Genomic DNA, 14,657 nt, shown 5'->3' on the forward strand with positions numbered 1-14,657 from the left:
AATTTGAATATTGGGAATTTGAGAGTTATTTATAGAAAGATACCTCAAGTACCCAAACAGGGACTTCTGTATCTTTCAATGGTCTATCGATAAAAATTATTTAAGCGATTTGATACAAAAGAAAATTGACCGTTTTTCTGAACTACAGTTATGGTGTCTTAGGAGATAGCTTGATTACGATATCAAGAGATTAGAGAAACATGTTTCTCTAATTCATAATTTAATTCGAGCTAAAATAACAGTGTAACTACTCTTATACAATTAGTTTAAACCAGGTTAGCGATTCTCTAAAAAACAATAAAAAAGCCCCTTACGGGGCAACAAGTGCTAGGCTATGATTTATTCGTTAACCAAGCTATAAGAAATCCAAATAGAGCAGAGATACCAGCGACTATCATTTTTACAATTTTGTCCACGAGAGTATCTTTAAATTTCTGTTTGAACAGCTCATAGAAAGTCTTTTTTCGTTTGAATTCTCCGAATTCTTTTTCGACTTCTTTTAAGCGAATTAACAATCCTGGCCCAAATTTTTTATCTATTTGATCCATTCTTTCTTCTAGCTTTACTATTTCATTTCCAATATTTTCTTTCGTTTGATGGTCCGCAGATTTTATTTTATAGATGTTAGTCATTTTTTTCTCCACAACTAACAACACAGGGAGACAGGGTACAATGAGCTGTACATGTTGTAAACGGTTTAAAATTTTTAGCATGTCTCCGCCCCCTTTTATGCTAAATAAACGTGCTTTTAAGCATTTGATAAATATGCTATTTGACGTTTAGGGAACATAGCCTCCTGCGGTAAAACGATAAGACATAGGATTGTGTTATTGAGTTATACTCGCTTTTCAGTTTTAGTTTGCATAGATAGAACTTTTGTAATATGCCTGTTCTTTCACTTGCAATCTCTTGCCTAATGTTTCTAAATATTTTTTTCACAAGGGTTTTAATTAGCGACAAAAAGCATTTTAGTAATTGTCGAAGTAGTATTCCAAAACTAAAGAGTACAATGGGTGAATGGAAAAAAAACCAAACTCCTTCAAGGAATATAAAAAAAACTATAGTTGAGATTACAAGCAAAGTACAAGTTATTTTAATTTCTCTTTCGAGCTTTCTATTTTCTCTTTCGAGCTTTCTAATTTCAACTTCAGGTTTCATAGTTTTCTCCTACATATTCAAAAAAAAAGTTACAGGTTGTTTATTACCATTTTCATCAATAATAGTAAGTGTACCATTGTAAGTGTATTTTTTAAGATTGTGCACCAAAGTTAAACAAGCTTTTATCGTGCCAGCAAGACTATCACGCTCAAGAACTTCTTTTAGCTCTTCAAGTCTTTGATTCGATTTTTCATCTAATGTCAAAGTTAAATTTTTCTTTTTCATACTTATCCTTACTAAACGAATTCGTTGACTAAAGAATTATAATGTATAAAAGATGACATTTCAAGTAAAAATCAAGCAAAGATCACGTAAAAAACGTGACTAATCCAACTAAAAAACCAAAGTTCTTATCATAGAAATTTGAGCGAAATTAAGCATTTAGGGCAAAACAGCAACGCTTCGCAGCCGTGCTATTTACAATAAAATAGAATCGTCTGCTGAAAGTTATATCGCAAAGAAAGAAGCAAAAGAGCTACTCAAAGGAGCGGATAGAAGAAAAAAAGTAAAATTAAAATCTACCATTAAGGATAACGATTAAGATTGGTTTGAATACAGGTTTACATGCATCTGAGATAGCCAGAACCTATTGATCTTAAATTACCAATGCACTGCCCATAATATTATTTCACCTTGAAAATGCCGCCACTTGAAATCATTCATTATTCGCTCCATTCTTTTGCTTATTTTTTCTTATTAATTATACAAAATTTAGCTCTAGTATAGAGCTAATATTTTTTCCAACAGGTTTAAATTTCTAGGTTATTCAAGAGATTTTCAGGCTTTGTAATCTATCTTGTCTGTTGGTTGGTCTTTGTACTATTTTAATTTCTCCTTTTGCTGTATATTGAGAGCCGCATAGAGTATTCCTGCAAGTTTTATCCTGTCTCCAAGTCCAATCATCATGCTTTTGTGTTTATTGTAGCAACTTCCAAAATTGTATATAAAAACGCTCATTTTATTAAACAATTGATTTGATACATTTATGATGCAGTACTACCAACCTTTACTCCTCGATATTTCAAATATTTGTAGAGTGTAGCTCTGGAAATGTTTAGTTTCTCTGTAATTTTGCTAATACTAAGTGTTTTCTCTTCATACAATGCCTGTGCTGCACAAGCAGTCGCTTCTGCTTCTTTAGAGAGTCCTTTTGGTCGGCCACCTTTTCGACCTCTCGCGCGAGCTGACTCTAACCCTGCAATTGTTCTTTCTCGAATAAGCTCTCTTTCAAATTCAGCCAAAGATGCAAATATATTAAAAATTAATCTGCCTTGAGCTGTTGTAGTATCTACTGGATCGTTAAGACTCTTTAGCCCTACATCGTTTTTAGTGAGCAACTCTACCAACTCAACAAGATGCTTCAAAGATCTCCCTAGTCTGTCAAGCTTCCAAATAACCAAAGTATCTCCTTTACGAAGATTATCAAGCATTTCTTGAAGTACTTTCCGTTCTGCTTTTGCACCGCTAACAACTTCTTTATATATTCTTTCACAACCAATTTTTTTCAGTGCGTCAACTTGTAACCGAAAACTTTGGTCTTTCGTGCTTACCCTTGCATATCCAATTTTCAATTTTCTCACTCCTACTTGGAAAATTCATTTTAGCTAAGAAAAAAAAATATTTTGAACTTTGTTTTTATGAACCAGTTTATTGTACTTTATGGGCAAGAGTTTTCAAGAATTGTTTTGTTTTTGAGGTAGTTTAATTAAACGAGGGTTTTTGTAAACGTAGAGTTTGTATCGTTTCGTCTCGGTTTATTGTCCAAATGGCTTAAAAGGGTTGTGCGCCCAACGCCTCTAAGCCTAATTAACGACAGCCGTTCTTTACTACATTTAATCGACTGACACTAAATCAATCCAGTGCTATGCTTTTCATGAACTCCTAACAAGAAATCTTAAGTTGTAATTTAGGTGTAAAGTCAATAAGTAGGTTCAGAAGAAAAAATCCTAATGAATGCAATATCTCTTAAAAAATCATCTTGGGTAAGGAGTAAAACATGACACTGCAACAACTTCTTGATACAGCGTTTGCAATTTTACTTTATGTTGTACGCTCATACTTCAAACACAAAGAAATTAAAGTAAAAAAACCATGCGTACCATTACTTGGTGTACTGTGCGATAGGACATATCAAGATGTACTCTTCGTAAAGAGTGGGACTTGTTCTCAATTACACTGTGGATTAAAAACTAAATGGTATTTTTTTGCTGAAGACGGAGAAATCTACGAAATTGAATTATCAAAAAAGACCAACATAAGAAAGACGAATAGTAAAACTAAAGAAACTAAAATCTTTGTCAGAATATAATTGAAAATATTTATTTCTAGTGCTTTGCATTGAACTACGTTGTGCTATGACTTAATATTAAGTCATCTATATGTATAGAAAATAAGTGATCCAGAAGTCAATTGAAGATTTTTGGATCACTTGGAAATAAGCATCATTGATTTATGCACTCTTGAATCTTTTTGTGTTCATTATATTCGCTGGATCAAGGATCTTATTCAAAAAAAATAAAAATTCTTCATAAGAACCTTGCTTTAATTAGCCTACCAGATTTTTTTTAGGCGTAAGGATATCTTATAGAATATTCTACGGAATATTTTTCGAAGAGTACTAGTCTGGAGGTTTACATGAAAAAAAAGAAATGTATAAGAAAAAGATTTAAAGTAGGTGCCAATGAAAAAAAATTGTTGCTTGCCTTAAGCGAAAACAAAAGTGGCGTAACTAGATCAGAAATAACTAAATTACAGTTAACAAACGATAGTTTTAATGTGATATCTCCTTCACAGATTACACAATCTTTACACAGTTTGAAAGAGAAAGGATTTGCACGTTTAAAAAAAGGGAGATATTTCTTCGTCGAGTTTCCTCGTCATAAAGGGAAAGTTCTTACATTCAGTGACTTCGATCAACTTGGATGTTATCTTCACAACTTCGATACTGACTATCTCGATTTCGGCGATGAAATGGTTAAAATAAATTCAATGTGGTATGAAATTCAACAAAATTTTTCTCAACAGCATGAATACCAAGTGGCATTTTGGGTATATCTTTGGAGCAGAAGAAACGATCAAATAGAGGAAACATGTCGCTGTTTAAAAATTAAAAAAAGAGAATTAATTAATAAAGCCAAATTTTGGTGGGAACTATTTAAGAAGAATTTTGCAGAGGAAATTACTACATATGAAAAACGGACATTGTATCCTGCTAACGATTTTATTAATATATTGAATCCTGCAACATTTTCTTCTCCAGAATGTTTACTAAATATTTCTCTCATGAAACCAAATAAAGCATTTTCTATAGTTTTCAAATTCTTTCCTGACGAAATGATAAAATTTAGGGAAATTCTAAAATTTGAAGATGCAATGCTACAGTATGAAAAAATAAAAAACTTAATAAAAAAATCAGAGAAGATTCAACAAGAAGAAAAAGATAGTTACCTTATTGTTCACGATGTCATCGTTAATGCAATGTTAAAATCACGGAGAGAAGAAAAACACAACAAGGATATTTTTATATGAGAAAAAAGCACCATAAAACTGGGACTAACTATGGAGATAATGGGGTTAAAAAATATAGCAAATCTAAACATGGGCCTGATGGTAAAATTTTTCTAGATAAATACTTGACTTCATTACTCAACAAATATAAGAAATCTACAATTCTAGATGTCGGTTGCGGAGTTGGCATTTGGTCTGCGTATATGGCAAATCTAGACAATGTAGTTGTTGGTCTCGACATCCAGAAAAAAATGATTGATATAGCTAAAGGTAAATATTTAAACTTACAAAATTTGAATTTCATAGTTGGTGATACTGAAAAACTACCTTTCCGAGAAAAATATTTTGATTTAATTCTAAGTTTAAACGTTGGGTGCAATTTACCTAGCACTACTTTCCGAAAACATTTTAACGAAATAAGTCGGGTTTTAAAAGATCGTGGTATTGCAATTGTTACATTACCTGACTCTCTGGATCTATTTTTTACAGATAGAAACCACGACAGCGACACACTAAAAAAATTGGTATGTAAAGATATTGAATCTACGAAAATCCAAGATTTGGAAGATGTACTGTCTAAAAAAAGTTATTTTTCAAATATTATGCGTTCAACTTTTATCGTAAGAAATAACAAAGTAATTATTCCTAACAGTTCGAATTCTCCAGTTAACGGAGAAAAAATCTGGAGAAAAATACCTGGTTTGCTAATACCAAATTTTTCTCATTCTTACAATGAATATGTTAAAGTCGCACAAGAGACAAATTTAAAAATAAAGAAAGTATACAGAGAATCTTTTAAAAATCATTTAGAATTAGAAAAACATAACCAAAATAGCCTAGAGAAACTAGGATGTGAATATATTGGAAATCCTGTATTTTCTATTATTGTATTAGAAAGAATAGGAACATAATAAATTTCCGTTGAGAAAAAAATAAGTCAGAGTCTGTTCACATTAGATTTAAAGGCTCTAAACGGTACTTTTTGACTCAGCTTTTCAGCAAACGCCGCAAAAGTAACTTAACAACTCTTCTACAACCCTTGGTAATTGTACCAATTATCAACTTTTAGGTTGAAAGCAAAGAAAATACTATAAGAGAGAGTATCTATTCTACATCATTTATAATTTGTTACTGCTTTTATCCTAGTAAGTGCCTGATCATATATTTTCGAACATTTCAAATTGACTATGTAAAAGAAATTTTATAGTGTGTTCCGGCTTTTTTTAGAATATCTTCAACAGCATCTACCAAGTGTGAAAATGAGAGATAGGCATTAAAAGGTAACCAATAATATGTTATAAAACGCCAAAGGATTTCTATCAAATTAAGTTCTGGAAAATAAGTAGGTAAATACTTGACGAGTAATTTAATAACGACCTTGTTATATCTGAGAATTGGTATTTCCAGCAATAGTAGAGGGGTTTTCTTATAAGAATTAGTTAATATGGTACCTCAAGCTACTTTTGCAGCGGTTGCTTTCAGTTTAGAAAAACGGTCGTTTTTTCATATCAAATCGCTTAAACAATTTTTGTCGATAGAAAGATACATAAGTGTCTGTTTGTCTACTTGAGGTATCTTTCTATAAATAGCTCTCGAATTTTCCAATACTCAAATTTTGAATAAAAGCTTTATTTTTCAATCGTTGCAGCTAAATTCGTGAAAGAGGCATATATCTTTTTGTATCTTTTGTAGTAGTAGATTTACTTTTTCATTCTCGGTTTAGGAATTTCTGGAAGCTTTGGTACTCCTTTTTTATTTCTAGGAAAAAGTGACCAAATATTTAGTTTCAAAGTAACTTGCTTGGAGGCATAGACAAGACCTTTCATTACTACGTCATTTTTCCCTTTTACCAAAAATTTACCATATTTTCTCTTTAATTTGTAAGTATGGTCGCCAATATCTAAAATGACTTCTACATCCTCACTACCGTGATAGTCGTATTCTACCAAGTCACCAGCTAAAAAATAAACATGTCTATCGAAGTATCCTTGTATAGAAAATAACGCTATTCCTTTTTTTTCCGGTGCAGCAGAAATGGCTACAAAATCAACTTCTTTCTTTATTTTTGCTAGATTTTCTACATTATCTTCAATTAACTTGTTATTTCTTTTTTGAAAAAATTCCACTGTAGTCAGAAGTCGTTTATTTTCTTTCCCCAATTTGTTGTTATAACCTTGGAGAAATTTTATTTTATCAAGTTGTTTTTGCTTACTACTTTCTATTTTAGAAAAAAATAAGGTAAATCCGACTATAGAAGTAACAAAAACAATTAATCCTGCCGAAAAATAGTAATGCATTTTCGTTTCTAAACTTTTTATTTGTTCGTATTTTTCAATTACAAAGTTGGGCGAGGCAACTTTACTAAGCTCATCTTTTGCGAAGATAAAACCATCTCTTGCAAGTATTGCTAACCATTTTTCAAAAAGACCATGAGAAGAAAGATACTTAATAACGTTTATCAAATAGGAAACTTCATTTTCGCTATTTTCAATTTTCAATGGATTGATACCTACTTTGTTTAAAAAAAAATCATTTTGGCTTCTTGTTAAATTATTGTTTATACACTTTTCTGCCAACTCCGCTACTTTTTGTGGGCTCACAATACTATTACCTCCAGATGCAGAACGTAGTTGTATATCTTTACATTAAGTTATACTCACATGAAGCTATTTCCGGCATCAAAAAATTTCCAAGTAATAAAAATACTGGCCCCACAAGGGAACCAACAATATAATTGAACAACGCAAAAAAGCCGCAAGTGATTATTTATTAATCACTTGCGGCTTTCAATACTTCAAAATAAGAACAGATTTCTAATCTGAATGATTCTAAAGCGAAAATTTCTGGTCTAAAAGCAGAAAATAACAAACTCAAAAATAAAATAGAGAAGCATAAAGTTATCGATAGCTAAAAAAAATAATGGCTACAGACCTGTAGCCATTGACTGTGTCAGGTATTGTTATACAAGAAGTTTTAACAATTCCCGGAAAACGAATTTTGATACAAAGCTTTCTAAGCGTTCTAAAGCATAATTTACAGTTTTATCTGCAGATGCTTGTGTAAGTTGTTTTAGGGAGTCGGTTATCATTGCTGAGGCGGATCGTGCAAGTATTTTGTCAGCTTCTGTGCCCATCAAAGAATAGAATTTAGCTTTTGCTAAATCTTTTAGCGTGTCTGTAGCAATTCCTTGAATTTCACTCCAAACTTTTTCACCTTCTTCATTTACAAAAGATTTCTTAAGATCTTCGTATATGCTTTGGTGTGTTTCTTTTGTTTCTGGCATAGTCTATTCCTTTTCAACTTTTTTTTGATGTCCTCGTAAAATTTCGTATTGCTTTTCTATATCAAAACGCCAGTTTTTGAACTTTCGTATTAATCCCATCTTGTAAATTTCAATTCCATTTTGAGATGCATTTTTCATCGCTTCTCGGTCTTCTTCCCTAATTGAATCCTGCAGAACTTCAGAATTTGATTTTTCGATTAAATTAATTACAACAGGAAATAACTCTTTTGAAATTTCGTGGCTTGTTTCAACAAATCTTTTTGACGGCCCAACACTTGAAGCACATGCTGTTATTAGTACAGATAAGACAATACAAAGTAAAAATATTACATAAATTCTATAAGAAGTATTTTTAAAGTCTTCTTTTAACTTTCCTATCATGATTTCTCCTTTAAGAATGAATACTTCCCCACGTTGTAAATGGTTTTTCGCGGAGAATTATTATTTTGTTGTTTTCTTCGGCGTGATTTACTATTTGGTCGATTCGCGAACTAATAATTTGTTGATTTCCAAAATTTCTAAAAATTTCTACTGTTTTAACTTCTTGAAAGTTTGAGATAACAAATTTTACCTCTTCAAGAAATATTTCCATCGTCGATGAATCAGTAATATATACTGATCCTATTGGCGAATAAATTATGTCGTCACCTACTGTTACTTTTAGAGTGTTGTTATTTTCGATAACAGCGTCTATGAATCCAACTTTTTTGAGATCTTGTATTGTTTTTGATTTTGGTAAATTGATTGTGTTGATAATTTCTTTTTCTGTTGGCAATATTGAATTTCCATCACCACTACCTTTGTCAACACCTTCATCAGAACTGCCACTACCCTTACTTATACCTACTGCTTCTTGGCTTAGAATTAAAATGAGTGAAAGTACACCACCAATCCATACATATTTTTTATTTTCTGGCGAAAGAAAAGAGGCAGCGATTGAAGCCGTTCCAGTAGAAATAATAGCCGCGCCAATTGCGAACCATTTTTTTGCTCCACTTGGCATAACATAGCCAATCCACGAATTTTTTTCTAAATTATTTAGAGTGTCTTTCGCTTTACTGTGAGCAAGATATGAAGCTGCAAAACCTGAACCAGTAAAAGAAACCTTAGTTACTGCTGAGTCTTTCAAGCTCTCGATAAAATCCATTTTTATTCTTCTTTTTTTGTAAATATTGGATATTCTTTTTTGCCTTTTCCGAAACGATTCTTTTTTGTTCTAGCAATACCATCGCTAACTATTATTTGAACTTGTGGATAATGAACCAAATCTGTCGATCCTTTGTAATCACCTTTTTTCGTAACATGCAAAATATATATAAGTGTTCCAACTCTCTCGCGAAATGACTTTAATTCATTAAGTGTTATTCCTAGATCACTAAGAGAATCTACAATGATATTTGCACTTGAATTCTCAACAAATTTAAGGAATTGCTTTTTGTTTCTTACACTTTCAAAATTAAGTTTTTCGCTTGTTTCGCAGTATTCAAGTTTATTTTGAAAGTCGAGGTTTGTTAATTCTTCTTCAGAAGTTACATAATAAGTCTTGCGCTTTGAAATATTTGCGATTGCATCAGCGATTTTAAAAGCAAAATAACTTTTACCAGCTCCTGGCTCACCATGTATCACCATACTGAATTTTTTAGGCAAGTTACCAATAAATTCAAATCCACTCAAAGGTTTACCAACAGCTTTATTTTTTAGTATCTCTTTGGCTGTTTTTGCTTTGCTTGTGACCTGCATCGATGCCGGAATTTTGACAAGAGAAAAAGGTACATTGCATTTAGTACAGTAATGTACTTTTTCGCTGGTTATATGTTGGCAAATACTACAAAGATATTTATGTTCTACCGTAGAGTACATAATTAAACTCCGTTTGATCTGATCCAGAATTATTAGTGAATACAAAACGCGCGTATCGCCCAATTTTTTCAGCCGTAAATCCAGGTGTGGCACTTGCAGTATAACTTGAGCTATCCGAAGCCAAAACAGTGCTTTTATCATCGCTATATTCAATTTTAAACGTTCCGTTTTGATCAGTTTTTACCATTCCTGATAAATCTTGATATTCCGAAACGTCAAACCAAGAAGAAGTATAACTACTACTATTTGTTATCAAGGTTGTGTGTGTATCTATTTTTTCTAGGTCATGCTTTTTAGTATGTAGCAAATCAGTGTTTCGGTAGTGTAAACTTGCAGCTATCGTTGCTTGTGATCCAGAATTATTGATAATAGTTATTTTTGCATACGATCCAAATAAAACATGATCTATATTTTTTACACTATCTTCATTTATGAGTATATCAGTTGTTTTTATGTATATTTCAGATTGTGGATTTATGCCTTCTTCTATTCGTAAAGTGACTTCTTTGTCAGTTTTTACAATACCTTGTAAAATAAAATTACCTAAGAATGTAAATTGCTTTACTTCCGTCTCACTATCATCGATAGTACTAAAAAATTGAAATCCTGTTTTTGTTTCGGTAAATTTACTTGTGATCACTGGAACACCTCCAAATATCTGGGAGAAAACAGCCACCCCTGATAAGAAACTTCAATAGCGTGATCGTGAAATTCACTTTGATTTTCGATTTTCACATAAACGCTTTTATTCTCATCTACTGATATATACACATCCTCAAAAAGAGGTGAACCATTGTCATGAAATCCTTTACCACCTGATTTTGATAATAAACTATGAGGTCTACCGGAACTAGACGTTGTTTTTGTTTCTTCAATCCACCAAGGATATCGAAAAGGTGTATCGGTTACTAAAGCTGCTGTTGCATCCCATTTTCCAGAAAAAACTTGCGTTGTGGAGCCAACAAAAACACCGGTTCTTAAGTCTTGAGCGGCGTATTGATCATAAACTTGTACTAGTAGTTTTTTGAGTACAAATTTGTAATCTTTTTTACCACCAGCTATCGCAATTATTGCAGTTGAATTTTTAGGTATTTCACGGATCTGTGGCGACATACGATATATTTCAGCATTTGCCGGTGGTCTTTCTGTTGCTTGCCATATAGTAATTGCATGTGGTGATTTATGAGTTCTTTTGGTCTTATCCATTTCTTACAATTCCATAAAGTATGCAATACCGCTGAGCGCAAAATATACGTTATTCGCTGCGCCGCTTAGATTTTTCATTTCTATTTGAATTTTAGTTGTTCTTTCAAGTAAAATACTTTGCTCGAAATCTTCGAAATATTCACCATCTCCACCAAAACACGAAGAATGAACCCAACCATTTGTCATGTCTTTTCGACCATCATCAGAAGCAATGCGAACTAAAAAATCACCATCGCTGTGAAATGTGATTCTTTTTAATTCAAAATCATGATTACTATTAATAGTTATAAAAGCTTTTTTTACATCAGAAGCAGAAGATGCAAGTAGAACGTCATCATCTGTTGTATATATAAAAAAAGAACTTTTTTTAAGTAATTCTCTATAACTTGGTGCCATATGTTCGAAAACATTAAAATAGTACTTAAAGCATTCAAAACATGGCCTAATACTATTAGATGAACCACTAAGATCATCAACAATAATAGTTATACTGTTACTCTTATCAATGAATAGTGGCCAAACGCTGAAAGGTCTTTTACCTGTACCAAGAATGGCGCGTGCGTGAATTCCGCCCGAAGTTATCATTTGATCAGTGTTATTGTTGAGTATTTTTATTTTGTAGTCTTTGCTTGTACTACTTTCCATGAACTTTCTTATATCAATAATACCTGAGCGATTATTTGACATATTGGCTGATGCATTAGAATTTCCACTTACCGTCAAAACACTATCAGCGTTTTGCGGATCAATTACCATTTGGTATATTGAAACTTGTTGACGAATGTTATTTGGTAATATTTTCTCACCTTTTTTTAAAAAAGGTGGTCTATTTTTACCTAGTTTTTCAAGTGGCAAAGGTAATAACAATCTACTCATATCCATAAGTTTTCCTTATTAGAGGTCGCATAAAAAACGACCTCTCAAATAAAAGTTTTTCTTAAGACGATTCGCGGCTTCTTTGTCCAACCAAAAAAGCTGTACCATCAAAAACGGCACTAAAAGCAGCACTTGCGAAAGTTTGAATTTCTAACTCAAAAGTTTGTTGTGGAGCTAATAAAATAGGTGTAGGTTTACCATTTTCACCTTTGCGCCATATTGGAAAATATACCATAGGTGAAGGTATTCCGTTTGTTAGCTCAACAAATTCAGTTGTACTAGAAGCACCATCAAGAGCCGCAAGGCCGGTTAAACCACAACCACTTGGTATCTTCATCATAGGTGTTTTCAGGTAAGTTTTGTCGTGAGTGCGAAATGTAAGAACAGCACTATTGTAAAACTTCAATATATCTGTTTTAGCCATTCCATATTTTAAGCGAAAGCAAAAACCTTCTAGCTCGAATTTTTGATTACTTGGCATTGCTCCATTTGAAACTAAATTTGTATACAATGATGAATTGCTTGTATGATCGCGAAAAAAGTTCACAGTTTGCGCAGCATCTACAGCAAAAGATTTTTTACTGTAAAGTGGCTCACGAATGCGCTCTTTCATAATCATTCCTTGGTTTACATCTTCAAAATAACGTGCATCACCAATGTATTTCGGTTGTTGTCTTCTATTCATATTCAATCCTTTAACATTCAACTTTTATTTTTGTTTTTACTTTTGTTTTTACTTTTTATCCGTAGTAAATTGGTCCAGCTACTTGCTGGTATTCTTCGTACTGTATTCCATTTGTTAAATCCGAATCTGAACCCGAATTTGCATTTAAATCTGGATCACCTGTTGCTTCTTCTTGTTGATTTATATATTTGCTTCCATTTGCATATTGATCGCTTGATACAAGTACTGTTTCAATTGCGCTTTTGTATTCAACTCCAAAATATTCAGGGTTATTTACTGCATATTTTTTTGCTTCTTTTTCAATAACTGCCATCACAGGGTAATCTATACATTTTTTTAGATCACTCCATTTTTCGTAAATCTTAAGCCCTGTAGCAATAGCACTACCAACTGCCACACCTGTAGGACTAACATATTTACCAGCGCGCGTTTTTTGAGATACCTTTGCAATACTCCAATTTGCTATAGTTAAAACTGAACCATTGATTAAATTCTTAGTGATTTGTTTGCCATAGTAACCTTCAATAGCTTCTTTAGGCTTTCCGACATAGTTATCGCCAGCAAGATATTCTTTAAAAGCCTTTACTCTTGTTTTATTATCTAAAAAATGTAAAGTTGCATAGGTTGAAGCGCCCGATATACCACCACTCAATAGTGAAGAAACAGGTGAATTGAATTTTGCGCCTGAAATTGCTTGTTTTACAAATTGCTGCCAGCGGGGAACATTTCCAGATTTAGACTGTTTATATAAACGTCCAAGCTCGCGCATTTTATTTTTAAATGCCACTTGCGCAGGACTTTTTTTGCGTGGTGGGTTTAAAACTACTGCATAACTCATTTTTTCTCCTTTAGTGATGAAGCCAACCATCGTTTTTCATTTTTGTCTTGCCTCGATATATCAACACCTCGCCTTTCGAATCTGTAAGTAAATACTGTTCTTTCGTCGGGTGTACGTAATTAAAATCGCCTTTTCTACTCTTTTTGTTTATTGAGTTATAGAAAATGGCTTTTGATTTACCAATACAAACAAGAAAGTTTATTTTCTTATCTAGCCCTGGTACTTTTTGTAGCTCGGCTTTTTCTGGCCACACTCCATGCTGATTTTTATATTGACGGCAAGAATCAAAGAATTCTTTTTTGTGTTTATCGCTTAATTTGAATTTTTTTTTTACAAGTGGCCACATCTTATGCGGTGTCATCTTGACACCATAAGAGCACCACCCACAACAATAACTACAGCTCCAAGCACGCCAAAAACTACATGGCTTGGTTTTATATTGTTTTGCTGTTGCTGCTGTGGAATTTGCGTTTGTGGCGCGTAAACTTGTGGAACAGCACCCGTTTGATTAATCGTTGCTTGTAAGCTTCTGTTTTCGTTAATAAGCTTATTAATCACTTCGTTGTTGGTGTTCTGTGTTATCGTTGCTTTGACATCATTTGCTTTCGTTGCCAAAAATATTTTTTGAAAGGTGTTTCCACCTGACTCTGCTAGGTGTCCTATCCCTTGAAACAAAGCAGCATAATCTTTTCCAGTCCATGAAGATTCTTGTGGCTGTTGTGCCTGTTCTTGTAAATTGAAACCAAGGGAAAAATCCTCTGGTGGTGAAAGGAGATGCGCGAATGGATCAGCGGCTATTGTCATAGCTTTTTCCTTAACAATAATGTTGTTGATACGATCAAAATAATACCCCCAATTAGTAAATAACTATTATTACTTGTGTTAATGTTATTATTTATGTTGTTTGTACTTTTTACGCCAATAGAACTATTGTTACTACTAATGCTTGTAAACTCATTTTTAATCTTTTGTATTTCAAGATCGGCGCGCGCTTGTTTTATTTGGAGGTCTATTTGATTTGATTTTTTCGCATTATCTTGTTGATCTAAAAATATATTTTTCTGTACGTTGAGAATTTGATTCTCAAGACCTGCTTTTTTATTTAGTATTTCGCCTTGTAGTTTTTGTTGTTTTTCTGCAAGTGCTGTACCTTCAATCGTTCCGTATATTGTGCTAAAAGCACTTGCTCCTGACGAAAAAAGAGCACTTGCTCCTGCTGCAAAATCTAAAAAACCTAGGCTCAT

General features: G+C 32.8%; 18 protein-coding genes and 1 pseudogene. 3 read left to right on the top strand and 16 right to left on the bottom strand.

Features of this window, described 5'->3' with window-relative positions:
* Positions 1–332: 332 nt before the first annotated feature.
* From UABHE_RS21775 to UABHE_RS21785, 3 genes and pseudogenes are all read right to left on the bottom strand, one after another.
* On the bottom strand, positions 333–632 hold the full coding sequence (locus UABHE_RS21775; RefSeq protein WP_372365401.1) for a hypothetical protein: 300 nt from the start codon (positions 630–632) through the stop codon (positions 333–335).
* A gap of 535 nt (positions 633–1,167) precedes the next feature.
* Positions 1,168–1,383 carry a hypothetical protein gene (locus tag UABHE_RS21780; RefSeq protein WP_372365402.1) on the bottom strand — a complete coding sequence of 72 codons (216 nt, stop codon included), beginning with the start codon at positions 1,381–1,383 and terminating at the stop codon, positions 1,168–1,170.
* A 770-nt stretch (positions 1,384–2,153) separates the two neighbouring features.
* A pseudogene (locus tag UABHE_RS21785) lies at positions 2,154–2,729 on the bottom strand (recombinase family protein); the annotation flags it as partial.
* Positions 2,730–3,154: 425 nt separating this feature from the next.
* Here UABHE_RS21785 and UABHE_RS21790 point away from each other — a divergent pair.
* The 3 genes from UABHE_RS21790 (at position 3,155) to UABHE_RS21800 (ending at position 5,576) form a co-directional block, all read left to right on the top strand.
* Complete coding sequence (locus UABHE_RS21790) at positions 3,155–3,466, top strand: hypothetical protein (RefSeq protein WP_372365403.1); 312 nt, start codon at positions 3,155–3,157, stop codon at positions 3,464–3,466.
* Positions 3,467–3,792: 326 nt separating this feature from the next.
* Positions 3,793–4,686, top strand: a complete 894-nt coding sequence (locus tag UABHE_RS21795; protein WP_372365404.1) for a hypothetical protein — start codon at positions 3,793–3,795, stop codon at positions 4,684–4,686.
* The gene (locus UABHE_RS21800; RefSeq protein WP_372365405.1) at positions 4,683–5,576 is read left to right on the top strand and encodes a class I SAM-dependent methyltransferase; all 894 of its coding nucleotides are present in this window, start codon (positions 4,683–4,685) and stop codon (positions 5,574–5,576) included. The genes UABHE_RS21795 and UABHE_RS21800 overlap by 4 nt, the downstream gene beginning before the upstream one ends.
* 789 nt (positions 5,577–6,365) lie before the next feature.
* Here the strand turns inward: UABHE_RS21800 and UABHE_RS21805 are convergent.
* The 13 genes from UABHE_RS21805 to UABHE_RS21865 form a co-directional block, all read right to left on the bottom strand.
* Positions 6,366–7,265, bottom strand: a complete 900-nt coding sequence (locus UABHE_RS21805; RefSeq protein ID WP_372365406.1) for a hypothetical protein — start codon at positions 7,263–7,265, stop codon at positions 6,366–6,368.
* A gap of 359 nt (positions 7,266–7,624) precedes the next feature.
* On the bottom strand, positions 7,625–7,948 hold the full coding sequence (locus UABHE_RS21810; protein ID WP_372365407.1) for a hypothetical protein: 324 nt from the start codon (positions 7,946–7,948) through the stop codon (positions 7,625–7,627).
* 3 nt (positions 7,949–7,951) lie between these two features.
* Positions 7,952–8,329 (bottom strand): hypothetical protein, encoded by a 378-nt coding sequence (locus UABHE_RS21815; protein WP_372365408.1) that lies wholly within the window; start codon positions 8,327–8,329, stop codon positions 7,952–7,954.
* Positions 8,330–8,339: 10 nt separating this feature from the next.
* On the bottom strand, positions 8,340–9,095 hold the full coding sequence (locus UABHE_RS21820) for a hypothetical protein (RefSeq protein WP_372365409.1): 756 nt from the start codon (positions 9,093–9,095) through the stop codon (positions 8,340–8,342).
* A 2-nt stretch (positions 9,096–9,097) separates the two neighbouring features.
* Positions 9,098–9,808, bottom strand: coding sequence for a DNA/RNA helicase domain-containing protein (locus UABHE_RS21825; protein ID WP_372365410.1), 711 nt, complete (start codon positions 9,806–9,808; stop codon positions 9,098–9,100).
* Positions 9,786–10,448, bottom strand: a complete 663-nt coding sequence (locus UABHE_RS21830; protein ID WP_372365411.1) for a hypothetical protein — start codon at positions 10,446–10,448, stop codon at positions 9,786–9,788. The genes UABHE_RS21825 and UABHE_RS21830 overlap by 23 nt, the downstream gene beginning before the upstream one ends.
* On the bottom strand, positions 10,445–11,014 hold the full coding sequence (locus tag UABHE_RS21835; RefSeq protein ID WP_372365412.1) for a hypothetical protein: 570 nt from the start codon (positions 11,012–11,014) through the stop codon (positions 10,445–10,447). Before UABHE_RS21835 ends, UABHE_RS21830 begins: the two co-directional genes overlap by 4 nt.
* 3 nt (positions 11,015–11,017) lie before the next feature.
* Positions 11,018–11,896, bottom strand: coding sequence for a hypothetical protein (locus tag UABHE_RS21840; RefSeq protein ID WP_372365413.1), 879 nt, complete (start codon positions 11,894–11,896; stop codon positions 11,018–11,020).
* Between the two features lie 55 nt (positions 11,897–11,951).
* Positions 11,952–12,575 carry a hypothetical protein gene (locus tag UABHE_RS21845; protein WP_372365415.1) on the bottom strand — a complete coding sequence of 208 codons (624 nt, stop codon included), beginning with the start codon at positions 12,573–12,575 and terminating at the stop codon, positions 11,952–11,954.
* A 55-nt stretch (positions 12,576–12,630) separates the two neighbouring features.
* Positions 12,631–13,413: a hypothetical protein gene (locus tag UABHE_RS21850; RefSeq protein ID WP_372365416.1), complete on the bottom strand. Its 783-nt coding sequence runs from the start codon at positions 13,411–13,413 to the stop codon at positions 12,631–12,633.
* A gap of 10 nt (positions 13,414–13,423) precedes the next feature.
* On the bottom strand, positions 13,424–13,774 hold the full coding sequence (locus UABHE_RS21855) for a hypothetical protein (protein WP_372365417.1): 351 nt from the start codon (positions 13,772–13,774) through the stop codon (positions 13,424–13,426).
* The gene (locus UABHE_RS21860) at positions 13,771–14,217 is read right to left on the bottom strand and encodes a hypothetical protein (protein WP_372365418.1); all 447 of its coding nucleotides are present in this window, start codon (positions 14,215–14,217) and stop codon (positions 13,771–13,773) included. Before UABHE_RS21860 ends, UABHE_RS21855 begins: the two co-directional genes overlap by 4 nt.
* On the bottom strand, positions 14,214–14,657 hold the full coding sequence (locus tag UABHE_RS21865) for a hypothetical protein (RefSeq protein ID WP_372365419.1): 444 nt from the start codon (positions 14,655–14,657) through the stop codon (positions 14,214–14,216). Before UABHE_RS21865 ends, UABHE_RS21860 begins: the two co-directional genes overlap by 4 nt.

It is taken from the genome of Candidatus Uabimicrobium helgolandensis, from assembly GCF_041508025.1.
GTDB classification, from domain to species: Bacteria; Planctomycetota; Uabimicrobiia; order Uabimicrobiales; family Uabimicrobiaceae; genus Uabimicrobium; species Uabimicrobium helgolandensis.